Source organism: Microlunatus speluncae, assembly GCF_009299835.1.
Taxonomy (GTDB): Bacteria; Actinomycetota; Actinomycetes; order Propionibacteriales; family Propionibacteriaceae; genus Microlunatus; species Microlunatus speluncae.
This window is the reverse complement of record NZ_VKCZ01000013.1, coordinates 23,701-47,409: the sequence shown is the minus strand read 5'-3', so window position 1 is coordinate 47,409 and position 23,709 is coordinate 23,701. Positions and strand designations below refer to the sequence as shown.

Below are 23,709 nucleotides of genomic sequence, written 5' to 3'. Positions count from 1 at the left end.
CACGGAGAGGATGATCATGCGCGCAGTCACGTATTCCGCTTACGGCACGGACAATTCCGGGCTCGAGGTGACCGAGGTCGACCGACCGAAGCTGGCCCCGGGATCGGTGTTGATCGAGGTCCGGGCGGCCGGCGTCAACCCGGTCGACTGGAAGGTGATGGCGGGCGGGCTCGATCCGCTGATCGAGACGGTCTTCCCGGTGATCCCCGGCTGGGACGTGGCCGGCACCGTGGTCGAGGTCGGCCTGGACACGCCGGAATTCGCGGTCGGCGACGAGGTGCTGGCCTACGCCCGTAAGGAAACCCTGCACGCCGGGACCTTCGCCGAGCTGGTCGCGGTGCCGGCCGACTACGTGGCCCGCAAGCCGGCCGGGCTGAGCTGGGAAGAGGCGGCCGGCCTGCCGCTGGCCGGCGGTACCGCGCTGCGCACCTTGGACCGGGTCGGGCTGAGCGAGGGCGAGACCGTACTCATCCACGGCGCCGCCGGTGGCGTCGGCAGCCTGGCCGTGCAGATCGCCGTGGCCCGGGGTGCCCGGGTGATCGGCACCGCCTCGCAGCGCAATCACGACTTCCTGGCCGGCCTCGGCGCCGAGCCGGTCGAGTACGGCGACGGCCTGGCCGACCGGGTGCGTGCCCTGGCCCCGGACGGGGTGGATGCGGTGGCGGACCTGGTCGGCGGCCAGTTGACCACGACCCTGGCCGTCCTCAAGGACGGCGGTCGGCACGCCTCCATCGCCGACGGCTCGGTCGGCGAGCACGGCGGCTCCGTGGTCTGGGTCCGCCCCGACGGCGCCGAAACCGCCCGCCTGGCCGAGCTGGCAGAAGCCGGCCGGCTCAAGGTCGAGATCGCCGGCACCTTCACCCTCGACCGGGTCGGCGAAGCCTTCGACCTCAGCCGCGCCGGCCACACCCGCGGCAAGCTGATCATCGTCCCGTAACCCCACCCCAACCCCGACTTGTCAGACGTAGACCACGTCATAGCGTGGTCTACGTCTGACAAGTCGGGGGTTAGGCGGGGGCGAAGGGGGGACGGGGGTCGAAGCGGGAGGAGAGGTGGCCGGCGCTGCGCCAGAGGCGGGCGACCAGGTCGTGATCTTCATCGGTGATCAGGTTGCCCATCACCCTCAGGGCGATCGTCATCAGGAAACGCGAGCGCATCCCGATCGGGCCGAGCCGTGCCAGCAGTCCGGGGACGGTGATCAGGCCGGCCAGCCGACGGGCGATCGAGAACGGCTTGCCGTAGTGATCACGGAGCAGTGCGGGCCAGGCCCGGTCAAGATCATTGCCGGCGGCCAACAGGTCGGCGATGAACCGTCCGGTCTCCAGGCCGTAGTCGATGCCCTCACCGTTCAACGGATTCACGCAGGCGGCGGCATCGCCGATCAGGGCCCAGTTCGGCCCGGCGACGCCGGACACCGCGCCGCCCATCGGCAGCATCGCCGACCGCGGCTCGGCCAGCTTGTCGCCGAGTTGCCACTCGTCCCGGCGCTGCCGGGCGTAGAACTCCATCAGCGGCTTGAGCTGGACGTTCGCCGGGTGCTTGGCGGTGGCCAGGGTGCCGACGCCGAGATTCACCCGTCCGTTGCCCAGCGGGAAGATCCAGCCGTAGCCGGACAGCAACTCGCCTTGCTCGCCGCGCAACTCGAGGTGGGAGGAGATCCAGTCGTCGTCCCGCCCGGTGTCCAGATAGCTGCGGCCGGCGACGCCGTACGCGGTCTCCCGGTGCCAGGTCCGGCCGAGGATCCGGCCGAGGGGAGACCGTACGCCATCGGCGACCACCAGCCGGCGGCATCGGATCGCCAACCGGCTCCGGTCCGACCGGCTGAAGATCACCTCGGTCACCCGGTCGCCGGCCCGGCCGACCTCGACCGCGCGGGCATCGTCCACCGGGGTCGCTCCGGCGGTCAGCGCGGTCTGCCGAATCCGGTCGTCCAGTTCGGTCCGGGCCACGGCCGATCCGAACGCCGGCAGCGAACCACCGGGCCACGGCAACTCCAGCACCTGCCCGAAGCCGTGTGCGCGGAGGCCCCGGTTGGTGACCCGGGCGCGGGACCAGTCGCCCAGCCCGAGCCGGTCCAGTTCGGCCATCGCCCGCGGCGTCAGGCCGTCGCCGCAGGCCTTGTCCCGCGGAAAGACGGCCGCGTCGGCGAGCACCACGTCGAGGCCGTGTCGGGCGGCCCAGGCCGCCGCCGCCGATCCGGCAGGCCCGGCACCGACGACCAGCACATCGGTCTCGGTCGGCTCGGTCACGAATCGATTGTGCCAGCCGTTCTCCGCCGTCCCGAATCCGGACGCCGGCCCCGGCGGCCGACAGCCTCGGTACTAGGATCGTGATCATGGCGATGCGTGCGTTTTCGACGCTGGGGTGTTCCGGGGCGACCCTGCCGGAGGTGATCACGCTGGCCGCCGAGTCGGGGTGCAGCGGAGTGGAACTGCGGTCCGCGATCGACGAAGTGGTGCATACCGGCCTCGCCGGTGATCATCGCGCGGCGATGCGGGAGGAGCTGGCGGCGGCGGGGCTGCATGTGCTGACAGTGGCTTCCTACGTGCGGATCTGCGGCGAGGAGGAGATGGACGATGATCTTGCCGCGCACCTTCGGTTGGCGGCCGATCTCGGCGCCGACGGAGTCCGGGTCTTCCCGGGCGATCCCGACCGCGACGGTGCCGGCGGGCTGACGCCGGGCGAGTTGAAGGCCCTGGATCGGCTCGAGCCTGGCGCCGAGTTGGCCCGCGAGCTGGGCGTCTCGATCTTCGTCGAACTGCACGATTCCCATTCGGCCGGCGCCCGGCTGGCGCGGCTGATGCGCGCCGTCGACGAGCGGCTCGGCGATCATCCGGTCCGGGTGATCTGGGACGCTGCCCACTCCTGGCGGGCCGGTGAATCCCCGGCCGAGAGCGTCGACCTGCTCCGGCCCTGGATCGCGTACGTCCAGGTCAAGGACACCGATTCGCGCGACGGTTTCCGGCCGGTGTTCCCGGGCACCGGTGACTATCCGGTCGCCTCGCTGATGGCCGTGATGGACCCGTCCTGGGCCCAGTCACTGGAGTGGGAGCGGAAGTGGCATCCCGAGCTCGCTCCGCTGGCCGAGGCGCTGCCGGCGACCTGGGCCTGGCTCGACGCGGCTTCATGACCGGCCGGCCCGGCTTCGAGAGCGCGGCTGCCGATCTTCCGGCCGCGCGGTCCTTTCCCTGGCCGGCCGACGGCCTGCTCTACGGCGGCGACTACAACCCGGAGCAGTGGCCCGAGGAGGTCTGGGCCGAGGATCTGCGGCTGATGACCGAGGCCGGGGTCAACACGGTCAGCCTCGGCATCTTCGCCTGGGGGCTGCTCGAGGTCGACCAGGACCGGTTCGAGTTCGGCTGGCTGGACCGGGTGCTGGACGGGCTGCACGGCGCCGGGATCGCGGCCGCCCTGGCGACGCCGACCGCCGGACCGCCGACGTGGCTGCTGCGTCGCTATCCGGAGGTGCTGACGGTCGACGCGCACGGCCGGCGCAACGGCCCCGGCGCCCGGCTCGGCTGGTGTCCCAGCTCGGCCGTCTTCCGCGACCGGGCGACCAAGATCATCGAGGCTCTTGCCGGCCGGTACGGTGATCATCCGGCGCTCGGGCTGTGGCACGTCAGCAACGAGATCGGCAACGAGAACGCGCGCTGCTACTGCGACGAATCCGAGCGGGCCTTCCAGGGTTGGCTGGAGCGACGGTACGGCAGCGTCGAGAAGCTCAACCAGGCTTGGGGAACGGCCTTCTGGGGCCACCACTTCCGGGAGTTCGCCGAAGTGCCGCTGCCGCGGGCGATCAGCGGCCACCACAACCCGGGCCTGGTGCTGGACTTCCACCGCTTCAGCTCCGACGAGTTGCTCGAGCACTACCGGTTCGAACGGGACCTGCTGCGCGGGCTGACGCCGGACGTGCCGATCACCACCAACTTCATGGTCAAGCCGACCATGGCGCCGGTCGACTACGCCGCCTGGGCGCAGGAGGTCGATCTGGTCGCCAATGATCACTACACGACCGCGGCCGACCCGGACCGGCACTGGTCGCTGGCGATGTCGGCCGACCAGGCCCGCGGCGTCGGCCGGGGCCGGCCCTGGCTGTTGATGGAGCACTCGACCAGCGCGGTGAACTGGCAGCCGCGCAACCGGGCCAAGGAGCCGGGCGAGTTGCTGCGGGACAGCCTGACCCACATCGCCCGCGGCGCCGACGGCGCGATGTTCTTCCAGTGGCGGCAGTCGACCGCCGGGGCCGAGCAGTTCCACTCGGCGATGGTGCCGCACGCCGGCACGGACTCGAAGGTCTGGCGCGAGGTGACCCGGCTGGGGGAGCACCTGGGCGCCCTGGCCGAGCTGCGCGGCAGCACGGTCGAGCCGGCGTCGGTCGCGATCCTGACCGACTATGCATCGCAGTGGGCGCTGACCTCCTGGGGCAAGCCGACCGTCGAGCTCGATCCGCTCGACCTGCCGACCACGCTGCACCGGCTCTGCACCCGGCGGCACCGGCAGGTCGACGTGATCGGTCCGGACGCCGACCTGGCCGGCTACCGGGTGATCATCGTGCCGATGCTGTATCTGGCCTACGACACCCTGGCCGAGCGGCTCACCGCCGCCGCCGAGGCCGGCGCGCACGTCCTGATCACGTACTTCTCCGGGATCACGGACCAGGCCGGTCGGGTGATCACCGGCGGCTATCCGGGCGCCTACCGGGAGCTGCTCGGTGTCCGCAGCGAGGAGCTGCATCCCTTGCTGGCGGGCGAAACCCGGCGACTGGACAACGGCTGGAGTGTGTCCTCCTGGACCGAGCACGTCCACCTGACCGGGGCGACCGCGATCGCCGAATACGCCGACGGCCCGCTGGCCGGGACCCCGGCCCTGACCCGCCGCGCCGTCGGCGCCGGCAGCGCCACCTATCTCGCCACCCGGCCGGCCGATGATCACCTGCAGGTGCTGGTGGACGAGTTGCTCACGCTGGCCGGCGCCGCCCCCGTGGCCGAGGCCGAGGATGATCTTCAGGTCGTCCGACGCCGCATCGGTGACCAGGGCTATCTGTTCGTGATCAACCACGCCGACGCGGCACGCACCGTGACGTCGTCCGGCCTCGACCTGCTGACCGGCCAGCCCCATATCGGCACCATCTCCGTCCCGGCCGGTGGTGTGGTCGTGATCAAGGAAACGAATGTCTGACGCCGGCAGGTTCGTTCCCTAGGCCTGTCGAAGTGCAGGCCAGATGGTGCCTCTGTTTCGGCCTGACGGCCGGAAAGGCGCGCCAAGGACGGGCAGGTCATGGCCGTCGGTGGACTTTGCGGCCGGGCGCCGGTGTGGGTGTCTTTCCCAGGCAACGCTATGACTCGCCCGTCGGCAGGCATCGAGCGGACAGTTTGGGCACTCGAGGCCGAAACTGTGCCCAAAGTGACCACTCGACGGTCGTGGTGTCGCGAAAGCTCTTCGTGCGGGGCGAAACCGGCCATTGCCACGTGGAAACGTCCCGCACGAAGAGCTTTCGCGACAACCAGCCAGGTGCACCCAGCGAGTGGGCCTGAGCCGACAGAGTTCGGTCGCTTGGGGCCAGCCGGCGACTTTCGCCGCCCAACACCGGCGCCCGGCCGCACGACTCAATGGACCGCCGTGACCCGCCCGTCCTTGGCGCGTCTTTCCGGCCGCCAGGTCGCAACCCGACGGGGGCACCCAGGTGGCCGGCCCTTCGACAGGCTCAGGGAACGATCACCCTCCCTCCGACCGGTCGGCCGCGGCCAGCCGCCCGGCCCGAACCGAAGTCGCCACACCACAGATCCAAGATCATCGGTGGACCCGGGCAGGGGACGGAGGCTCAGACGGTCTTGACCAGGCCGCCGTCGATCACCAGTTCGGCGCCGATGGTGCTGCCGGAACGGGGGGAGCAGAGGAGGGCGATCGAGTCGGCGATCTCCTCGGGCCGGGCCAGGCGGCCGGTGGTCAGGGCCATCGACTGCGGCGCGAGCTGGTCGATCACTGTGTCCCGCGACTGCCCGGTCTGCTCGGCGAGCACGTCGGCGGCGCCGCCGGGATCGGTCCACCACGGGGTGAGCACCGGGCCGGGGGTGACGGTGTTGACCCGGATGCCCTGCGGGCCGAACTCCTCGGCCAGGGCCTGGGTCAGGTTCCGCATCGCCGCCTTGGCCGCCCCGTAGTCGACGTTGATCGCCGACGGGACCACGGCATGGGTCGAGGCCACGTTGACGATCGCCCCGCCGCCACCGCGGAGCATGATCGGGATCGCGTCCCGGCACAGCCGGACCACCGAGAGCAGGTTGAATTCGATCATGCCCAGCCAGTCGGCATCGGTTCGATCAAGGAAGCCGAAGACGGGCATGCTGGTCCCCGGCGGCGGGCCGCCGGCGTTGTTGATCACGGCGTCGATCCGGCCGTACTCACGTTCCGCGGCGGCGACGACCTCGGCCGGTCCGTCCGGCTGGGCCAGATCTGCGGCCACGTGGGTGACGCGGGGTCCGAGCCGGTCCAGGTCGGCGTTGCGGCTGCGGGACACGGCGACGACCCGGGCGCCTTCGTCGACCAGGCGGGCGACGGTGGCCAGGCCGATGCCCTTCGAGGCGCCGGTGACGATGATGATCTTGTCGGTCAGTTGGAGATCCATACCCGGCAGACGCCGCGGGACGACGAAATGTGAGCCCATACCTCCGAAACCTTGACGAAATCGATTTCAGCTGATTCGATGGCTGAAGTTGATCAAGAAGCCAGTGCAGGAACTCGGAAGGGAAGGATCGGCGGTGTCCCCCGTGACGCGGACGACCGGCTTCACCACCAACCGACCATCGATCACCCGCCGGCGTGCCCTCGGGCTGCTCGGCGGAGCCGCGGCCGGCACCGGATTGACCGCCTGCTCGCCGGGCGGTCCGGGTGGCGACGAGGTCCAGTTCATGTACTACGGGGACGCGCAGTCGCTGCCCCGCTATCAGAAGCTGTTCGCCGACTTCAATCAGATCCATCCGGAGATCAAACTCAAGGCGTCCAACGTGCCGGCCGACAACTGGGCGGCCTTCGCCAACGCGATCACCACCCGGATCGCCGGCGGCCTCTCGCCGGACGTGGTCGACATCGCGACCGAGGGCCAGCGGATCTTTGCCAGCAAGGGATTGCTGGAACCGCTCGATCCCTACATCGAGCGGGACAAGGCGGAGATCGACGACTTCTTCGCCGATCTCAATCCGTCGCTGAAGGAATACAACCTGCGCTACGGCTCGGCCGAAGGCACGACCACCTACTTCATGCCCGGCGGCTTCAACACGATGGCGCTCTACGTCAACCTCGACACCTTCCGCAAGGCCGGTCTCGAGCCGCCGGACGACGACTGGACCTGGGACGACTTCCGGGCCGCCGGCATCGCCCTGCGGGATCGGCTGGACGCCTTCCTGGTGCCGGTGTCCGAGGCCTACTTCGTCAGCGTGATGCCCTGGCTGACCACCAACGGCGCGTCGACGTTCAACGGGGACTGGACCGTGCCGACCTTCGACAGTGAGCCGGCGATCGAGGCCGCGCGGTTCGCCAAGGCGCTGATCGACGACGGCCTCAGCCCCAAGCCCGGTGGCGAGTTCGACGCCCCGACCCAGCTGGCCCGGGGCAAACTGGCCTGTCTGCCGGCCGGTCGCTGGGTGCTCAGCCAGCTCCAGGACCTGGACATCATCAAGTCGCTGCGGATCCTGCCCTGGCCCCAGCGGGTCGGCCGCGGCACGCCGGTCGGCTGGGACGCCTTCCCGATCATGAAGGAGTCGCGGAAGAAGGAGCAGGCCTGGACCTTCATCAAGTTCCTGGTCTCCCGGCAGTGCAACAGCTTCTTCGCCACCGGCTCGAGCGTGCCGCCGCGACTGTCCGGCGCGACCAGTGCCGAATATCTGGAGAACGCGCCGGAGGGCAGCAAGCTGTTCTTCGAATCGATGGAGTACGCGACGCCGATCCCGTCACCCAACCGCGGGCCGGAGGCGCAGACGATCATCGAGGAAGCCTGGCTGAGCGTCGTCAGCGGCACCCGGGACGTCGTCGACGGGCTCAAGAGCGCCAACGAGCGACTGCGGGGGTTGCTGTGACCGCGATCGGCTCGGCCGCCCGAGCCACGACCGAGGTCCGTCCCGCCGCCCGCGGTGGGCGAGGCCGGAGTCGCTGGCTCGGCTGGGTCTTCGTCAGCCCGGCCCTGCTCTGGTTCCTGATCTTCATAGCCGGCCCGTTCGTCGTGGCGATCGGCTACAGCTTCTTCAACTGGGATCTGATCACGCCGGCCACGTTTGCCGGCGGCGGCAACTACGCCCAGCTGTTCGGCGATCCGATGGTGTGGCGGGCGTTCGGCACCACCTTCCTGTTCGCCTTCGCCTCGGTGGTGACCCACATCATCGGCGGCCTGCTGCTGGCGCTGCTGGCCAACCGGCAGATGAACAGACTCGTCTCCGGCTTCTTCCGCGCCGCGATCTTCTTCCCGTTCCTGATCTCCTGGGCCGCCGTGTCGCTGCTCTGGCGCTACGTGCTCGACCCCGAGTTCGGCTACGTGACGTACTACCTGAACCAGCTCGGAATCACGCCACCGCTGTGGTTCGTCGATCCGGCCTGGGCCCTGCCCGGGATCATCGGCATCGACTTCTGGCACACCATCGGCTACACCTTCGTGATCATGCTGGCCGGGCTGCAGACCGTGCCGGCCCAGCTGACCGAGGCGGCCCGGGTCGACGGTGCCACCCGCTGGCAGGTGTTCTGGAACGTCACCGTGCCGATGATGTCGCCGACCCTGTTCTTCGCCACCGTGATCACCTTCATCGGAGCCTTCCAGATCTTCGACCCGATGAAGATCATCACCAACGGCGGCCCGGACAACTCGACCAAGTCGATCGTGATGTATCTCTACGAGCAGGGCTTCCAGGCCTTCCAGGTCGGCTACGCCTCGGCGATCGCGCTGCTCGTCTTCGTGGTGATCATGCTGGTCACCGCGCTCCAGTTCTGGCTCTCCCGACGCTGGGTGTACGAATCATGACCACCACCGCCTCCACCGCTGCTCCGAGCGCCGGCCGGTCCCGGCGCCGGATCGGCCGGGCCCTGATCAGCCTGCTGCTGGTCCTGCTCGGGCTGATCATGGTCGCGCCGCTGATCTGGCTGGTGGTGACCAGCCTGACCGAGCCGTCGCACGCCTTCGCGCTGCCGCCGAACTGGCTGCCGATCCCGTTCTCCACCGCCAACTACGAGGCGATCGACGACCTGGTGCCGCTGGGCCGGATGGTGCTGAACTCGGTGCTGGTCGCGGCGGCGAGCATCAGCCTGTCGCTGTTGTTCTCGGTGCTGGCGGCGTACGGGTTCTCCCGGTTGCCGTTCCGGGGCAGCCGCGGCCTGATGCTGGTGCTGCTCAGCGCCCTGATGGTCCCGGTGCAGCTGACGATCATCCCGGTCTTCGTGCTGATGCGCGGGCTGGCCCTGGTCGACGACATCGCGGCGCTCTGGCTGCCGACCTTGATCAACGTGTTCCAGATCTTCTTCCTCCGCCAATACTTCAACTCGATCCCGCGGGAGCTGGACGAGGCGGCCCGGGTGGACGGTGCCGGCCACCTGTGGATCCTGTTCCGGATGATCGTGCCGCTGTCCTCGCCGGCGATCGCGGCGCTGGCGATCCTGGCCTTCGAGGCGTCCTGGAACAACTTCTTCGGCGCGCTGATCTTCCTCTCGTCGCCGGAGAACATGACCCTGCCGGTCGGCCTGGTGCTGCTCTCCGACGTGCGCGGCGGCGTCTCGGCGGCGGTGATCTTCGCCGCGATCACCGTCGTCACCCTGCCGGTGCTGATCTTCTTCATCATCTTCCAGAACAAGTTCGTCTCCTCGATCGCCACGGTCGGCATCCGCGGATGAGCCCGGGAGCTTCGATCCCTGAGCCCGTCGAAGGGCGGGCCCGATCGTTGCCTCCGGCCGACGCCGCAGGGGCCCGCGCCACCGCGACGGCCGATTCGCGGCTGCTGGTGCTGCTGCGGCGGGCCGTCTTCGGCGGCTGGCGCGCCCTGCCGGCCCTCGCCGTCGGCACCGCGCTGGTCGGCGCGGCCCAGACCCTGACGATGATCCTGGCTCCCGGCCTGAGCCCGCTCACCCTGGTCGCGATCCTCGTCCTGATCGCTCCGACGGCCGGCCTGGTGGTGCGCGCGGCCGCCCGTACCGTCGCGGGGGAGGAGCCCACGATCGCCGAGCTCTTCCGGTCGGCGCCGCGGGCGATCGGGCGCAGCGTCGCGGTGGCGGCGGTGCCGGTCGGCTTCCTGGCCCTGTTGCTGGCCGCCCGCGAGGTCTGGCAGCGGACCGGTCAGCCGCTGGTCGTGATCCCGTACGGGCTCTGCGGTGCGGCCGTGCTGATCACCCTGCTGACCGTCGTGACCACGCTGCCGCTGAGCCTGCGCCGGACGGACCTGCGGCTGCGGAGGCTCTGGCCGGCGGCCCTGGCGGCGACCGCGCGAAACCCGCTGCCGCCGATCGGAGCGCTCGCCGTCGGCACCATCGGGCACTGGCTCGCGGTGACGCTCTATGCGCCGCTGTGGTGGTTGGTGCCGCTGCCGGTGGCCCTTCTGGCCTCGGTCGCCTCGGCCCTGCTGACCGATCCGGCCGGTGACGAGGACGGGGACTGACGGGCAGGCCGCCCGACGGGGTTCCGCCGACGCCACGTCCGTCGTAGCCTTGTGTGACCTAGCTCACTCACGAGGAGGCCGGCGATGCGTGTATCTGACATTCTGCGGGGCAAGGGATCGGTGGTGGCCACGATCAGGCCGTCCGCGACCGTGGCCGACCTGCTCGGCCGACTGGCCGAGCACAACATCGGCGCGATGGTGGTGCTGGCACCCGAGGGCATGGTGGGCATCGTTTCGGAGCGCGACGTGGTCCGACGGCTGCACGAAGCGGGCGCCGAACTGCTCGACCGGCCGGTGTCGGAGATCATGTCCACCGACGTGGCCAGCTGCGGGCCGGACGATGGCGTGGACCGGCTGAATTCGATCATGACCGAGCGCCGGATCCGGCACCTGCCGGTGCTCAAGGACGACCGGCTGGTCGGCATCGTCAGCATCGGCGACGTGGTCAAGGTCCGGATGCGCGAGCTCGAGGACAGCACCGAGCAGCTCGAGGCCTACATCAGCCACGGCTGACCCGGTGCCGCCTCGGCGGTCGGATCAGTGCAGCACCTTGAGGCCGACCACACAGGCCACGATGCCGAGGATCAGCAGCAGCTTGATCACGGAGAACGGCTCGGTGCCGGTGATCATGGCGTAACCGACGGTGAGTGACGCGCCGATGCCGACCCAGACGGCGTACGCGGTGCCGGTCGGCAGTTCGCGCATTGCGAAGGCCAGGCCGATCATCGACAGCACCAGGCCGACCACGAAGGTGATCGACGGAATGGGTTTGGAGAAGCCTTCGGATTTACCGAGTGCGGTAGCCCAGACGGCTTCGAGGACTCCCGAGATGATCAGAATGATCCACGACATGACAGGCTTTCTTGCGTCGTCTTGTCGCTGGCCGGGTACGACGCACCTCGTCCGGTGCCAGTCAGGCACCTCCAGATTCTCACACCCCCGAACCCCGATCAAATCCGCGCGCCGTCGGCGGCCGGCCAGGGATTCACCCCGCTCGGGAACGGGTTTCCCCCGGTCGGGTGAGGCGACGAGCCCTCCGGCCGGGCGAGGGTCGAGGCATGGCTTCTTCCACACGTCCGGCCCGGCCGGTGGCCGGAATCGGGGCGTTGATCATGATCGCGGTCGGCGGCTGGTGGCTGCTGGCGCCGGCCCAGATCCCGTTCGTCGGCCTGGCCCAGTTGCGGATCAGCGCCCTGCTGCCGAACGACCAGGCCGGATGGCCGTTGCTGCTGGGCGGCATCGCCGGCCTGGTGCTGGTGGCGGTGCTGTCGCGGCTGCCGGTCGTGGTCGGCCAGGTCGCGTCGGCGATGATCGGGATCGGCGTGTTCGCCGCGTACCAGGGCAACGGCACCCTGTCGGCGATCGGCTACGGTCTCGCGGTCTGCGTACCGCTGTTGATCTTGGTCGGGCTCGTCGTCGGCCTGATCAGGATCAGCTGGCTGCGGCTGCCGTTGATCTTGATCACGGTAGCGGTCGCGATCGTCGGAATCCTTGCCGGATATGCGAATCCGGCGACCTGGCAGCGACTGTTGGACAACCTGGCCAAGGTGTTCGGCGGCCCGATCGTGTTCGGCGTGCTGCTCACCCTGGCGGTCTGTTGCGCCTGGCTCTGGCTCGCGGTCACGATCAACCCGGCTCCGTTCAGCCGGCTGTTGGGCTGGGTCACCGCGCACCGGCGGCCGATCACGATCGCCGCCGCCTGCTGTTTCCTGCCGTACGCCGTGATCCGGCTGCTCTGGCTGGCCGGCATCGCGCTGGACGGTCCGCTGTTCGGCGTCGGCGGGCTCGACGGTCCGACCGGGCTCGACCTCGGCACCCGGCTCTGGGGCGCCAGCCTGGGCGTCGCCTCGATCCTCGGCGGGGTGGCGGTGCTCGGGCTGATCCTCCGCTGGGGCGAGACCTTCCCGCGCTGGTTCCCGTTCGTCGGTGACCGCCGGGTGCCGATCCTGCTGGCCGTCGTCCCCGGAACGCTGGCCGGGCTCGCGTTCCTGGCCATGCTGCCGAAGGCGATGACCGAGCTGGTGCAGGAGTTTCCGCGCAGCCTGCTGACCGCCTGGGTGCTGCCGTTCCCGATCTGGGGCCCGTTGTTGATCATGGCCGTGGCCGGCTACCTGGGGCACCGGCTGGCGCAGGACCGGGTCACGCGGGCTGCAGCAGGACGGCCGCGGTAGCGCTCGCCGCCCGGCCCTCGCCCTCCGGCCCGATCCCGTCGTTCGACCGGGCCTTGACCGACACCTGGCCGGGATCGATCCCGAGCGCCCCGGCGAGGTTGAGCTTCATCGCGTCCAGGTGCGGTCGGAGCCGGATCGTCCCGAGCACCACGAAGCTGTCGACCGACGTGACCCGGTAGCCGGCCGCGGCCACCACCGCGGCGAACTCGGCGACGAAGTCGAGGCTGCGCGCATCGTCAGCCGCGGGATCGTCCTCGGGATAGTGCGTCCCGAGATCCCCGTCGGCCAACGCCCCGGCCATCGCGTCCACCAGCGCGTGGCACAGGACGTCCCCGTCGGAATGCGTGTCGAATCCGACCTCGGCCCCGATCTCCACCCCGCCCAGCACCAACCGACACCCCGACACCAACCGATGGATGTCATACCCGAGCCCGATCCGCACCACCCGACCCTAAACCCCGCCGCCGACCGGGAGAGTGGGGCGGTGAACTCGGAAATCCGGTGCGAGGGCTGGTCGGACGGACCACAATGGGCGCGTGCCAGAGCTGATTCGCCCGCTGGAGCGGGTACACCGGTCGTTCGTCGCGGCGATGGAGGAGTTCCGGGCCGAGGGGCGCGGGGCGGCGGACGACCTCTCCATGGTCGGCAGCGAGATCCGCGGTCATGCCGACCGCTGGTCCGATCCGGCCGCTTTCGCCGGCTTCGTGGCGACGTTGCTGGCGGACGCCGAGGAGGAGGCGCCGCGACCCGCCGGCTACGTGCCGGGGACGACGCTCTGGTACGTCGACGGCGACGACTATCTGGGCCGGCTGGCGATCCGGCACCGGCTGACGCCGAAGCTGCTCGAGGTCGGCGGCCACATCGGCTACGACGTCCGCCCCTCGGCCCGGCGGCGCGGCCACGCGACGGCGATGCTCAAGGCCGCGCTGCCGCTGGCGTACGAACTCGGCATCGACTCGGCCCTCGTCACCTGCGACGAGGACAACCTCGCCTCGGCCAAGGTGATCGAACACAACGGCGGGGTGTACGAGGACTCCCGGTCCGGCAAGCGGCGCTACTGGGTGTCGACCAGCCCGTGAGCCGGGCCTGTCGGTCGCCGCTGGCATGATGCCCGGATGATCAAGACCCTCGCTGTCCAGGGTTATCGCTCGCTGCGCGATGTGGTGATCGGCTTCGGCAATCTGACCGTGATCACCGGCGCGAACGGCACGGGGAAATCCAATCTGTACCGGGCGATCCGGCTGTTGGCCGACGCCGGCCGCGGGGAGCTGATCGGCAGCCTGGCCCGCGCCGGTGGGCTCGACTCGGTGCGCTGGGCGGGCCCGGAGACGGTCAGCGCAACGATGCGCGGGGGCCGGGCGCCGATCCAGGGCACGCGGCGCACCGGCCCGGTCCGGCTGCGGCTCGGCGTTTCCGGCGACGGCTTCGGGTACGCGGTCGATCTCGGCCTGCCGACGCCGGCGGAGGCGGGCCGGTTTCCGCTGGACCCGCGGATCAAGGCCGAGGCGATCTGGTCCGGTCCGCTGCTCCGGCCGGCGGCGACGTTGATCGACCGGGCCGGCGGGCTGGCGCGGACTCGGGAAGGCCGCTCCTGGGCCCAACTGTCCTCGTCACTGGGCGGATCGGATTCGGTGCTGGCCGAGCTCGCCGGGGCGTCGCCGGAGATCGGCGCGCTCCGCGAGCGGCTGCGCGACTGGCGCTGCTACGACCAGCTCCGGACCGACCCGGGGGCCCCGGCGCGGGCCGAGCGGATCGCCACCCGGACGCCGATCCTGGCCCACGACGGCTCCGATGTCGCGGCGGCGCTGGCCACGATCGAGGAGATCGGCGACGCGGCCCAGCTGGCGCGGACGATCGCCGAGGCGTTCGACGGGTCAGAGCTGGAGTTCGGCGACAGCGGCGCCGGCCTGTCGCTGCGGCTGCGGCAGCCGGGGATGCTGCGGCCGCTGACCGCCGCCGAGTTGTCCGACGGCACGCTGCGCTATCTCATCCTGGTCGCCGCCCTGCTGACGCCGCGGCCACCGGAGCTGCTGGTGCTGAACGAGCCGGAGTCCAGCCTGCATCCCGACCTCTATCCGAGCCTGGCCCGACTGATCGTGGCGGCGGCCCGGTCGACGCAGGTGATCATCGTCAGCCACGCGGCCGACCTGGTGCAGCGGATCGAGCGGGCCGAGGCCGACGACCTGGTCCGGATCGAGTTGATCAAGGAATTCGGTGAGACCGTGATCAACGGCCAGGGCCGGCTGGACCGGCCGGCCTGGAACTGGCCGAGCCGGTGATCAGGCTCGACCGGTGACCCGGCCCACGGCCAACTGAAACAGATAGGCCTTCGTCACCCGACCGTCGTAATGATCATCGATCAGCGATCGGATGCAGCCGAGCAGCCCGTTCCGCTGCTCGTCGGGCGTGGCCAGATGATCCGAATACGTCAGCAGCAGATCGAGGTATTCCTCTGTGTGGTAAGGAATCTCGCGTACGCTGCGGCCGGTGCCGACCGGCTCGAAGAAGCCGCCGGGAGTCAGGTCGAAGTCATCGGCGACCGCCGCCGCCGGGGTCAGCCGGAACCCCGGCCGGGTGTTCTCCGGCTGCCACCGCTCGTAGCAGCGCTGTGCGTCGATGAAGAACCGGCTGCTGCCGCCCTCGACGTGGCCGGTGTTGATGATCGCCAGGGATCCGCTGGGCCGCAGCGCCGCCGCCGTCCTGGCGAACCGGATCGCCGGGTCGATCCAGTGGAACGACGTCGCCGCGACCACCGCCGCGAACGGCTCGGCCGGCAACGGCCAACTCTCGAAGGCGCCGGTGATCACTTCGACCTCGGGCAGGTTGCTCCGGGTCAGGGCCGCGAGCTCGGCCGACAACTCGACCGCGGTCACCGCATAGCCGCGTTCCAGCAGCGACCGGGTCAACTGTCCGGTGCCGCAGCCGATCTCCAGCACCCGATCACCGGGGGAGAGGGCGGCCAGCTCGGCCAGCCGATCGAGGATCGCGGGCGGGTAGCCCGGCCGGACCCGGTCGTACCGCTCGCCCGCTGTCGCGAAGGTCTGGCGGAGTCGCTCCCGGTCGGCGTCTGATCGCATCCGGCCACCCTAATGTCGTGGGTCAGCGAGCGAACGGGAAGATCGCCGAGGTCCAGCCGAGGTAGCGGCCGAGGTCCTCGTGGTCGATGACGCCGATCCGGCCGTTGACGCCCGGGCCGATCACCTCACCGTCGCCGAGACCACTGCGGACGGTGATCGTTTCGCCGACCCGGAACCAGGCCAGTGCCCCCCGGGGCGGCGCCCCGTCGGACAGCAGATCATGACCGCGGAACCAGTCGAAGGCTTCGGAGCAGTGTCGCCAACCGGCCTCGCCGGCATAGCCGAACGCCAGCCGCTGGAACCGCAGCGCCCAACCCTCCCAGGCACTGCTGCCGATCCGGTCGAGCTGCCAGCGCAGCGCTTCCTCGACCGAACGTGGCGTTGTTTCGGTGATCATCACCGCGCTCCCCCGATCTCTCCTTGGGCAGGTTGGCTGGTTGCTCGGCGCCCCGCAGAGCAATTCCCCTGAGCTTCCCGCATGATGCCTAACCTGGACCGGAGCCGTACATTTCCCGCATATCTCGGTGACCCGCGACGGCCCCGGAGGAGACTATCGGGAAGCGGCCTCGGCCGCGATCTCCTGCAGCCGCCGTTCGACCCGCTCGGCTTCCGCGAGCATCCCGCAGACCTGCCACTGCCGGGCGCTGCGGCGGAGCAGCCGGCCCGCCTCGGCCCGTCGGCCGGCCTGCAGGCTCACCTGGCCGAGAGATTCCAGGATGAGCGCCTGATCGTCCAGTTCGCCGGCCCGCTCGGCCGAGGCGAGCGCGCGGTTCAGTTCGCGGCGGGCACCGGCCAGGTCGCCGGCCTTGGTCAGCACGATGCCGAGGTCGACCCGCAGCTGCGTCGCGCAGCGATCGTCGCTCAGCGAGTCGAAGATCGCCAGCGCCTCCTTCATCGCGGCCAGCCGGGCCGACAGGTCGTTCCGGGCGTTGTGCACCCCGGCCAGCCGCCGGAGCAGCGTCGCGACCCGGTGCCGGTCGCCGACCTTCGCGGCCAGGTCCCGGGCCCGCAGCAGCCAGGATTCGGCCTCGGCCGGGTGATTTCCGGCCAGCTGGATGGCCGCCACGGCGCTCATCGCGGTCGCCAGCAGGTTGTTCTCGCCGGAGGCGCGGAAGCAGTCCAGGGCCGCCTTCGCGTGCTGACCGGCGACGTCGAGGACGCCGAGCATGCGGTGCGTGGTGGCCAGGCCGATCTCGGTCACCCCGACGCCGGTCAGGTGATCCAGTCCCTCGAACAGGGCCCGCGCGCGGCGGAAGTGCTCGGCGCCGCTGCCGAAGTCGCCGCGATAGAGATCGATCTGGGCCAGGTCGCGCAGCACGGTGGCCTCGCCCAGCGGATCGTCCAGGCCGTTGGCCGACGGCAGCACCGCGGTGAGGGTCCGGTGCCACAGCTGGGTGTGCCCGCGCAGATCGAAGTACGCCGACCAGGTGCAAACCAGCCGCCAGGCGAGGTCGTCGGCGCGATGCCGTTGCGCGGTGGCGATCAGGTCGATCAGGCGTCCCTGCTCGCCGCCGAACCAGTCCTCCGGTGGGCCGTCGGCCGGCGGTTCCGGAGCGCCGTCGGGCACCGGGAAGGCCACGCCGAGGAACTCGAAGGGCAGTGCGGCGACGGCCTGCCGGGCTCGTACCAGCCAGCCGAGCAGCACCCGCCGCACGCCGGCGGACGCCTCGCCCGGCACCGCCGCACCCCATTCCCGGGCATGCCAGCGCAGCAGATCGTGCATCCGGTATTCGATCGGGCCGCCGCGGGCCGGGCCGGCCAGTTGCAGCAGGTTCTCCTCCAGCAGGTTGTCGGCGGTCGCGGTCGACCCGCTGGCCAGCTCGATCACCCAACCGGGAAATTCGGTCGCCTCCAGCGCACCGAGCACCCGATAGCCGATCGCGTCCGCCGCCACCAGCGAGCGGGCGCTCAGATCGGCGCTGGACCGGAAGGCCGTCTCGCCCAGGGTCAGCTCGTTCAGCGCCTGGTTGGGGTCGGACAGCCGGCGTACCAGCTCGGTGACGGTCAGGTCGGGCCGCCGGCTCAGCCGGGCCGCGGCGATCCGCAGCGCGAGCGGGTGCCGGCCGCAGGCCGCGGCCAGCTGCCGGCGGCCGCCCGGCTCCTGGCCCGGTGCGATCTCCTCGATCAGGGCCTCGGCGTCGGCCGGTTCCAGCTCGCCCAGCTCCAGCGACCTGATGCCGGCGATCTCGGTCAGCCGGCGGCGGCTGGTCAGCAGGGTGACCGAGTCGCCGGTGCCCGGCAGCAGTTCGGTGACCTGGCTCGCCGTACCGACGTCGTCGATGATCAACAACACCCGCCGGCTGGCCAGCTCGGAGCGGAGCAGGGCGGCCGCGCGATCCAGCCGTTCCGGAGCGCCCTGGACGCCGAGCGCGGCGAGGGCCTCCGAGACCGCATAGCCGGGGTCGACCAGCCGGTCACCGTGCAGGCTGAGGAAGATCTGGCCGTCCGGGAACGAGTCCCGCGCCAGGTGCCCGATCCGGATCGCCAGCGCGGTCTTGCCGATCCCCGGCGGGCCGGAGATGGCGGCAACCAACGGCCGGTCGGCGGTCCGGGTGCGCAGCGCGTCCACCAGCTCGGTCAGCTGGTCGGTGCGGCCGGTGAAGTGCGCGACGTCCATCGGCAGCTGGGTCGGCACCTCGCGCCGGGGCGCCAGGTCGGGCTCGTCCGCGTCCGCCCGCTCCGGCTCCCCACTGTCCCGGCCGCCCCGCCCGTCGGGGTGGGCGGCGCCTTGGTGGACGTACGGAGCGGAGGAGCCGGCCGGATCGGGCGGGGCCGGCGCCTCGTACGGCGAGGAAGGGGACCGTCGGGCCACGGTCCGGGCCGGCCGACGGGCCGGGGTCGCCCGGGCCTGGGCGGCCAGCGCCGCGAACTCCTCGCCCGGCGCGACCCCCAGCTCCTCGGCGAACAGGGTTTCGCCCTCCTGGGCGGCGGAGCGGGCGAAGCTCGGCTGGTCGGCGGCGAGCAGGCACCGCAGCAGCAGGCACCAGAGATCCTCGTTGTACGGGTCCCGGTCCAGGGCCTCGCGGACCAGCTGGGCCGCGCGGCGCGGATCACCGTGCTCGGTCTGCAGCCCGATCGCGTCCTCGAGCATCTCGGCCCGGGTCAGGTCCCAGCGGGTCAGCTGCGGTTGCCAGGACAGGCACACCGGCACGTCCTCCAGCAGCGAGCCGCGCCACAGATCGAGGGCGGTGTCCAGCAGCACCAGTGCGCTGGGGAAGTCGCCGACGGTGGTCAGGTGCCTGATCTCGGATCGCATCGCCTCGACCCGCGAGGTGTCGACGTCGTCGGTGCCGACCATCAGCGCGTACCCGCCGGGTCGGGTCTCGATGGTCGCGGCCACGCCGCGCTGCTGCAGGGTGGTGCGGAGCTTGCGGATGTAGCTGCGCAGGTTCGCGCCGGCGGACCCCGGCGGCTCACCGTCCCACAGGCTGTCGGCCATGTGGTCGGTGGAGACGAAGCGGTTGGCGTGCAGCAGCAGCAAGCCCAGAAGTTGGCGCGGCTTGGTGCCCGGAATGAAGCGCGCCGCCGCTTCACCGGTGATCAGCATCGGACCGAGGATCTGGAAGATCACGCCATTCGTATCCTTCTCCGCCGGTCCTGATTCGCCTCCGACATGCCTCATTCTGACCCTACCGATAGCCGAACGGGGGAATCGGGCGCCCGGATATCGCATCTCGAGGAGCCGATGTACGACGGATGTACAGGCGCCGGGATACCTTCACCACGGCTGCTGAACCGGACCGGGAACCCGAATCCGGAGCGGCGGACCAGGAGGTCGATCGAGGCGCGAAAGCAGCTTCGTCGACATCATCATTCTTCCGCGGTCGGGGAATGCGGGCCCCGACCGCGGTATTTTTGTGCCGTCCGAAATTCTGCGCGACGCGTTGACAATCTCAGAAGGCCCCACCTACGGTGGGCTCGTCAACCGGCATGCTCGATTTGCCAGCAGGATCGCTCGGGGGAGCAGTGACACGGAAAGTGCTGTGCCCCGGGCCGAACCGACAGGACGGGGTATGAATCAGGCGCTTCCCTGCGGAATCGCCAGTTCGATCTCTTCACGATCGTGGCGCCACGGGCCACTCGCGGTGGTCGCGGGTGCTCTCCTCCTCTTCGGCTTCACGGCCACACCGGCCGTCGCCGACCCCGGGGGTTCGGGGGTCGTCAAGGGCTATGTGTACGCCGACGCGGGCAACGACGGCTATTTCGATGTCGACGAGGCTCCGGTCGCGGGCATCGAGATCACCCTCGAATCCGGTGGGGTGAAGATTGGCACGGTGCAGACCGATGATGCGGGGCAATTCGCCTTCGAGGGTCTCCGGCCGGGCACTTATCGGGTTTCCGAACACCAGCCGAAGCAATATCGAGACGGCGCGGAGTATGCCGGAATCGGCGGCGTCCTGGTCAATGACGATGAAATCGAGATCTCCCTCGGGCCGGGCGGGATTTCCAGCGGACATCTGTTCGGCGAGATTCCGGCCGAGCCCGGCGTCAGCAATCCCGACTTCCCGGTCGTCGTGGCCGGCCAGGCGCTGGTCTTCGACCCGCTGGCCAACGACGGCGTGCTGGAGTCCGACGCCGCCTTCAACCCCGGCACCGTGCGCCTGCTCGACCCGGCCACGGGGGTTCCGGGGACGGAGTTGTTCGTTCCGGGCGAGGCGCGCTACCGGGTGATCGAGGACGGCCGGGTCGAGATCCGGCCCGAGCCGGGCTTCCTCGGCTGGGCCGCCGAGCTCGGCTACGAGGCGACCACCTACGACGGCCGCCACTCGACGTCGGTGATCGGCGTGGAGGTACGGGAGCGGCTCACCGGCGCCGGTGCCGGCCGTCGCGCGATGCCTTCCTGACCTGCAATTCCGGCGTCCGATCGAGGGTCAATTCCCACCCCTCATTTGCCGTCACCCCGGTGACAATTCACGGCGCAACGTCGGTGTGTTTGCGGTCGAATTCGGCGGCCCGGTTCTTGATCCAATCTTGAGAATCCCCTGAGCCAATACGAACGACCCACTGACCGTGGCGCGGCAAACTATTTGTTGTCGGGCCGGGTGTGGCCGGCGTCGTAGACCCGCAGCTGCGATGTGCCTGTGCCGCCCCGGCCTGACCATTCTCTTACAAGGAACATTGCCTGATCGAACCTGATCAGCGGTCAGCGAGGGAGAAGGTGCCCCAGACCCCATCGTTACCGCGCGGAGCCGGACGCCGAGAGCGTGCCGGGGACTCCGAGGTTATGCGGGACGATGAGCGAAGGATCGGGCAACGGGGTGAAGATGACCACTGCTGGAATTGAGCCTGACCCCGCGGAGCCGTTCGCACCACCGACGGCGACCCCTCGACGCGCGACGAGTGGCGGCGGATCCACCTCCAACACGGTGCCCGGTCCGGCCAAGCCGCGGCGGGCCAAGGATCCGAACGGCGGACCGAGCCAGAAGTCGGGGCCGGCGCTGCTGCAGTTGACCGCAGAGGTCGGCGGCGACGCGACCGTGGTCTGGCAGTTCGTCAGCGACTACCTCGATCTGCTGGATCACCGGATGGCCGCGGTGGAGACGGCGATCACCGCCGGTAACGCCGAACGCGCCGAGGTCGCGCTGCTCAGCCTGGAGAGCACCAGTCTGATGGTCGGTGCCGACGCGATCGTGCGGGCGGTGCGACCGATCCGGGTGGCGGTCGGCCAAGGAGACTTCGGCTCGGCTCGGGACAGGCTGGCCGCGCTGCGGCGGGCCCGGACCACAGACCGGTCACGACTGGAGCGGGCGCGGGACGACCACGGTTCGGCCGACTGATCCGTCGGGCCGCCGTCAGGACTGGTGCGTGGCGAGCCGATAGCCGACGCCGCGCACCGTCTCGATGAAACGCGGCGCGTTGACCGGGTCGTTGAGCTTGCGCCGGACGTTGGCCAGGTGCACTTCGACCGCCCGGCGATCGGACTCGCTGACGTACCCGCCCATCGAGTGATCACCGCGCAACTCGAGTGACAGCGTGTCCTTGGAGACCACCCGCCGCTTGCCGTTCATGATCGCCTGCAACAGATCGAACTCGCTCCGGGTCAGGGTCACCGGCTCGCCGTCCAGCTCGCACAACCGCATCTCCGGATGGATCCGCAGCCCGTTGTGGCTGAGCCACCCGTCGTCCTCGGGCGCCGTGTCCGCCGAAGTGGCGGCCGGCGCCTCGAGGTCGTCGGGGGCCGAGTCGAGTGACCCCGGCGACTCCTGCCCGTACGCGATCCGCCGGCGCATCATCGCCTCGACCCGGGCCCGCAACTCCCTCGGCCGGAACGGCTTCGTGAGGTAGTCGTCGGCCCCGGCGTCGAGACCCATCAACGTGTCCACCTCTTCTGTCCGCGCGGACAGAATGATGATGTACGTGTCGCTGAAGTGCCGGATCTGCCGGGCCACCTCGAACCCGTCGATCCCCGGCAGACTGATGTCCAGGGTCGTCAGGATCGGCTGCTGGTCCCGTACCGCGGCGACACCCTCGGCACCCTCCGAGAAGGCATGCGTCGTGAAACCCGCTTGGCTGAGGATGGCCTCCAGCAGGTTCCGGATGTCGGCGTCGTCCTCGATGATCACCGCCACGCGATCTGACATGGCCATACCGTATCTAACCGGCTGCCGAACTTGTCGACGGATCGAGTGCCGCCGCGAGATCGACCGTGTAGTAGGTCTGCGAATCGACGACGTTCACGACGGCCGGAGCCTGTCGCTTCATGAACCGTTCGAGGTTGTCGGCGAACCGGACCTCGTCGCGGTTGTACGCGCACACGTCGTAGCCGCAGATGCCTCCGGCCTCCGACAAGGTCGTCACCACCGCCGACGCCATCGCCGCGAACGCCCGGAGCTGCCGGCGCCCGGGATCGGCGAGGGCGAAGCCCAGATAGAACAGGGCATCCCGGGCGGCGTGCTGAGGGAAGCGGGCGCGGTAGTACTCCGGACTGATCCAGGGCACCGTTTCCAGCTCCCTGGTCAGCGTGCTCAGCCCGACCGGCTCGTCATCCTCCCAGGCCACGTACTTGTCGACCCGGGGATCGACCATCTCGGCACTGAACTCGTCGTCCGTCAGCACTTGACGCGCCGCGGAGAGAGTCCGCAGCGGATCGAAGGCCCGGCGATACAGGCTGCGGAACCGCTCGAGTGTCGGCCCATCAACTTCTGCTTCCACCGTCACGGTCACCGCATCGGCCACAAGCCGCCTCCGATTCAGAGCTGGGCCAACGACTGGGATGCGTAGGCAGCCACGACAATGGCGCAGACCGGGTGGTCGACGCAACGTGCCGAACTGAGGAGCCTCCCGCGATGGGGGAATTCGCCGAGCCGGTTGCGGGTCAGATCGGCCACGCTGGCCCGGAGGTCACGCTCGACCAGCGCCTGCGAGATGCCGCTGTGCTCGACGAAGATCCCGGATCCGGCCAGCTCACCGGGCCCCGAGGCCGGTTGCCCCGGCACGAACTCCTCCCGCTGCGCCCAGGCCACGCCGGCCCAGGCCTCCTCTCCCGGCGTGCTGGCGTAGGAGTCGGCGTACACGCAGTAGAGGACGTCGCCGATGCCACCCTTCAGCTGCTCGTTCCCGGTCACCTCTCGTACGACGCCGCGAGGAGGGATCACCGACGATAATCGGATCAGGTTGAAATCGGCGACGCCGGCGTCACGTAACGCCGCATCGAAGGCGGAGAGTCGAGTAAGGCCAATCCCCCGGCCGGCGCTGATTCGAATTTCGAACGCGCCGACATTGTCCTGCGTCATGTCGTCCCTTCGCGGTTCCGCACGGCCGATCGCATGCGGGTGCAGGTCGGCCCGTGAGAGTGCGGTTTCTATCGCGGCCCATTCTTCCCGAGTCGCGCCGCCA

Annotated in this window: 23 protein-coding genes and 1 riboswitch; of the genes, 13 read left to right on the top strand and 10 right to left on the bottom strand. The window is 70.2% G+C overall.

Annotated features, from left to right (window positions below):
• Positions 1-16: 16 nt before the first annotated feature.
• Positions 17-937, top strand: a complete 921-nt coding sequence (locus FNH24_RS16455) for an NADP-dependent oxidoreductase (RefSeq protein ID WP_152363302.1) — start codon at positions 17-19, stop codon at positions 935-937.
• Positions 938-1,007: 70 nt separating this feature from the next.
• On the opposite strand, the gene FNH24_RS16450 is transcribed toward FNH24_RS16455, so the two are convergent.
• Positions 1,008-2,249, bottom strand: coding sequence for a geranylgeranyl reductase family protein (locus FNH24_RS16450; RefSeq protein WP_152363301.1), 1,242 nt, complete (start codon positions 2,247-2,249; stop codon positions 1,008-1,010).
• An 86-nt stretch (positions 2,250-2,335) separates the two neighbouring features.
• Here FNH24_RS16450 and FNH24_RS16445 point away from each other — a divergent pair, with 86 nt between their 5' ends.
• Both FNH24_RS16445 and FNH24_RS16440 read left to right on the top strand, forming a co-directional pair.
• Positions 2,336-3,130 carry a sugar phosphate isomerase/epimerase family protein gene (locus FNH24_RS16445; protein ID WP_152363300.1) on the top strand — a complete coding sequence of 265 codons (795 nt, stop codon included), beginning with the start codon at positions 2,336-2,338 and terminating at the stop codon, positions 3,128-3,130.
• Positions 3,127-5,178 (top strand): beta-galactosidase, encoded by a 2,052-nt coding sequence (locus tag FNH24_RS16440; protein ID WP_152363299.1) that lies wholly within the window; start codon positions 3,127-3,129, stop codon positions 5,176-5,178. Before FNH24_RS16445 ends, FNH24_RS16440 begins: the two co-directional genes overlap by 4 nt.
• Before the next feature lie 643 nt (positions 5,179-5,821).
• Here FNH24_RS16440 and FNH24_RS16435 read toward each other — a convergent pair.
• Entirely contained in the window at positions 5,822-6,625 is an 804-nt protein-coding gene (locus FNH24_RS16435; protein ID WP_152363298.1) for an SDR family NAD(P)-dependent oxidoreductase, read from the bottom strand.
• 133 nt (positions 6,626-6,758) lie between these two features.
• Between FNH24_RS16435 and FNH24_RS16430 the strand changes: the two genes are divergently transcribed.
• From FNH24_RS16430 to FNH24_RS16410, 5 genes are all read left to right on the top strand, one after another.
• Entirely contained in the window at positions 6,759-8,072 is a 1,314-nt protein-coding gene (locus tag FNH24_RS16430; protein WP_152363297.1) for an ABC transporter substrate-binding protein, read from the top strand.
• Entirely contained in the window at positions 8,069-9,004 is a 936-nt protein-coding gene (locus FNH24_RS16425) for a carbohydrate ABC transporter permease (RefSeq protein ID WP_152363296.1), read from the top strand. Before FNH24_RS16430 ends, FNH24_RS16425 begins: the two co-directional genes overlap by 4 nt.
• Positions 9,001-9,867 carry a carbohydrate ABC transporter permease gene (locus FNH24_RS16420; RefSeq protein WP_152363295.1) on the top strand — a complete coding sequence of 289 codons (867 nt, stop codon included), beginning with the start codon at positions 9,001-9,003 and terminating at the stop codon, positions 9,865-9,867. Before FNH24_RS16425 ends, FNH24_RS16420 begins: the two co-directional genes overlap by 4 nt.
• Complete coding sequence (locus FNH24_RS16415; protein WP_152363294.1) at positions 9,864-10,625, top strand: hypothetical protein; 762 nt, start codon at positions 9,864-9,866, stop codon at positions 10,623-10,625. Before FNH24_RS16420 ends, FNH24_RS16415 begins: the two co-directional genes overlap by 4 nt.
• A gap of 84 nt (positions 10,626-10,709) precedes the next feature.
• Positions 10,710-11,138, top strand: coding sequence for a CBS domain-containing protein (locus tag FNH24_RS16410; protein ID WP_152363293.1), 429 nt, complete (start codon positions 10,710-10,712; stop codon positions 11,136-11,138).
• A 24-nt stretch (positions 11,139-11,162) separates the two neighbouring features.
• Here FNH24_RS16410 and FNH24_RS16405 read toward each other — a convergent pair whose 3' ends face one another.
• Positions 11,163-11,477 (bottom strand): DMT family transporter, encoded by a 315-nt coding sequence (locus FNH24_RS16405; protein ID WP_152363292.1) that lies wholly within the window; start codon positions 11,475-11,477, stop codon positions 11,163-11,165.
• Positions 11,478-11,487: 10 nt separating this feature from the next.
• A riboswitch (guanidine-III (ykkC-III) riboswitch) is annotated at positions 11,488-11,549 on the bottom strand.
• Positions 11,550-11,683: 134 nt separating this feature from the next.
• Between FNH24_RS16405 and FNH24_RS16400 the strand changes: the two genes are divergently transcribed.
• On the top strand, positions 11,684-12,796 hold the full coding sequence (locus FNH24_RS16400; protein WP_152363291.1) for a hypothetical protein: 1,113 nt from the start codon (positions 11,684-11,686) through the stop codon (positions 12,794-12,796).
• On the opposite strand, the gene ispF is transcribed toward FNH24_RS16400, so the two are convergent.
• Complete coding sequence (gene ispF, locus FNH24_RS16395) at positions 12,765-13,238, bottom strand: 2-C-methyl-D-erythritol 2,4-cyclodiphosphate synthase (RefSeq protein WP_217428272.1); 474 nt, start codon at positions 13,236-13,238, stop codon at positions 12,765-12,767. The two genes, FNH24_RS16400 and ispF, sit on opposite strands and share 32 nt — an antisense overlap.
• A gap of 94 nt (positions 13,239-13,332) precedes the next feature.
• Between ispF and FNH24_RS16390 the strand changes: the two genes are divergently transcribed.
• Both FNH24_RS16390 and FNH24_RS16385 read left to right on the top strand, forming a co-directional pair.
• Positions 13,333-13,875: a GNAT family N-acetyltransferase gene (locus FNH24_RS16390; RefSeq protein ID WP_152363289.1), complete on the top strand. Its 543-nt coding sequence runs from the start codon at positions 13,333-13,335 to the stop codon at positions 13,873-13,875.
• Positions 13,876-13,911: 36 nt separating this feature from the next.
• Positions 13,912-15,075 (top strand): AAA family ATPase, encoded by a 1,164-nt coding sequence (locus tag FNH24_RS16385; RefSeq protein ID WP_152363288.1) that lies wholly within the window; start codon positions 13,912-13,914, stop codon positions 15,073-15,075.
• Here FNH24_RS16385 and FNH24_RS16380 read toward each other — a convergent pair whose 3' ends face one another.
• The 3 genes from FNH24_RS16380 to FNH24_RS16370 form a co-directional block, all read right to left on the bottom strand.
• Positions 15,076-15,873 (bottom strand): class I SAM-dependent methyltransferase, encoded by a 798-nt coding sequence (locus FNH24_RS16380; RefSeq protein ID WP_152363287.1) that lies wholly within the window; start codon positions 15,871-15,873, stop codon positions 15,076-15,078.
• A 22-nt stretch (positions 15,874-15,895) separates the two neighbouring features.
• Positions 15,896-16,270: a hypothetical protein gene (locus FNH24_RS16375; RefSeq protein WP_152363286.1), complete on the bottom strand. Its 375-nt coding sequence runs from the start codon at positions 16,268-16,270 to the stop codon at positions 15,896-15,898.
• A 153-nt stretch (positions 16,271-16,423) separates the two neighbouring features.
• Positions 16,424-19,444, bottom strand: a complete 3,021-nt coding sequence (locus FNH24_RS16370) for an AfsR/SARP family transcriptional regulator (protein WP_161606161.1) — start codon at positions 19,442-19,444, stop codon at positions 16,424-16,426.
• Between the two features lie 286 nt (positions 19,445-19,730).
• Here FNH24_RS16370 and FNH24_RS16365 point away from each other — a divergent pair, with 286 nt between their 5' ends.
• Both FNH24_RS16365 and FNH24_RS16360 read left to right on the top strand, forming a co-directional pair.
• The gene (locus FNH24_RS16365) at positions 19,731-20,717 is read left to right on the top strand and encodes an SdrD B-like domain-containing protein (protein ID WP_152363284.1); all 987 of its coding nucleotides are present in this window, start codon (positions 19,731-19,733) and stop codon (positions 20,715-20,717) included.
• 420 nt (positions 20,718-21,137) lie between these two features.
• Positions 21,138-21,650: a hypothetical protein gene (locus FNH24_RS16360; protein WP_152363283.1), complete on the top strand. Its 513-nt coding sequence runs from the start codon at positions 21,138-21,140 to the stop codon at positions 21,648-21,650.
• Positions 21,651-21,665: 15 nt separating this feature from the next.
• Here the strand turns inward: FNH24_RS16360 and FNH24_RS16355 are convergent, their stop codons facing one another.
• From FNH24_RS16355 to FNH24_RS16345, 3 genes are read right to left on the bottom strand one after another with little or no spacing between them, the layout of a single operon-like run.
• Entirely contained in the window at positions 21,666-22,454 is a 789-nt protein-coding gene (locus FNH24_RS16355) for a response regulator transcription factor (protein ID WP_152363282.1), read from the bottom strand.
• 13 nt (positions 22,455-22,467) lie between these two features.
• Complete coding sequence (locus FNH24_RS16350; protein ID WP_152363281.1) at positions 22,468-23,049, bottom strand: hypothetical protein; 582 nt, start codon at positions 23,047-23,049, stop codon at positions 22,468-22,470.
• A 14-nt stretch (positions 23,050-23,063) separates the two neighbouring features.
• Complete coding sequence (locus FNH24_RS16345) at positions 23,064-23,606, bottom strand: pyruvoyl-dependent arginine decarboxylase (RefSeq protein ID WP_152363280.1); 543 nt, start codon at positions 23,604-23,606, stop codon at positions 23,064-23,066.
• Positions 23,607-23,709: the final 103 nt, after the last annotated feature.

Excerpts from the sequence above, each read along its gene's own strand:
- FNH24_RS16455 (WP_152363302.1), top strand. The coding sequence starts at position 17 with ATGCGCGCAGTCACGTATTCCGCTTACGGCACGGACAATTCCGGGCTC.
- FNH24_RS16445 (WP_152363300.1), top strand. The coding sequence starts at position 2,336 with ATGGCGATGCGTGCGTTTTCGACGCTGGGGTGTTCCGGGGCGACCCTG.
- FNH24_RS16440 (WP_152363299.1), top strand. The coding sequence starts at position 3,127 with ATGACCGGCCGGCCCGGCTTCGAGAGCGCGGCTGCCGATCTTCCGGCC.
- FNH24_RS16435 (WP_152363298.1), bottom strand. The coding sequence starts at position 6,625 with ATGGATCTCCAACTGACCGACAAGATCATCATCGTCACCGGCGCCTCG.
- FNH24_RS16420 (WP_152363295.1), top strand. The coding sequence starts at position 9,001 with ATGACCACCACCGCCTCCACCGCTGCTCCGAGCGCCGGCCGGTCCCGG.
- FNH24_RS16415 (WP_152363294.1), top strand. The coding sequence starts at position 9,864 with ATGAGCCCGGGAGCTTCGATCCCTGAGCCCGTCGAAGGGCGGGCCCGA.
- FNH24_RS16410 (WP_152363293.1), top strand. The coding sequence starts at position 10,710 with ATGCGTGTATCTGACATTCTGCGGGGCAAGGGATCGGTGGTGGCCACG.
- FNH24_RS16405 (WP_152363292.1), bottom strand. The coding sequence starts at position 11,477 with ATGTCGTGGATCATTCTGATCATCTCGGGAGTCCTCGAAGCCGTCTGG.
- FNH24_RS16400 (WP_152363291.1), top strand. The coding sequence starts at position 11,684 with ATGGCTTCTTCCACACGTCCGGCCCGGCCGGTGGCCGGAATCGGGGCG.
- FNH24_RS16385 (WP_152363288.1), top strand. The coding sequence starts at position 13,912 with ATGATCAAGACCCTCGCTGTCCAGGGTTATCGCTCGCTGCGCGATGTG.
- FNH24_RS16380 (WP_152363287.1), bottom strand. The coding sequence starts at position 15,873 with ATGCGATCAGACGCCGACCGGGAGCGACTCCGCCAGACCTTCGCGACA.
- FNH24_RS16375 (WP_152363286.1), bottom strand. The coding sequence starts at position 16,270 with ATGATCACCGAAACAACGCCACGTTCGGTCGAGGAAGCGCTGCGCTGG.
- FNH24_RS16360 (WP_152363283.1), top strand. The coding sequence starts at position 21,138 with ATGACCACTGCTGGAATTGAGCCTGACCCCGCGGAGCCGTTCGCACCA.
- FNH24_RS16355 (WP_152363282.1), bottom strand. The coding sequence starts at position 22,454 with ATGTCAGATCGCGTGGCGGTGATCATCGAGGACGACGCCGACATCCGG.
- FNH24_RS16345 (WP_152363280.1), bottom strand. The coding sequence starts at position 23,606 with ATGACGCAGGACAATGTCGGCGCGTTCGAAATTCGAATCAGCGCCGGC.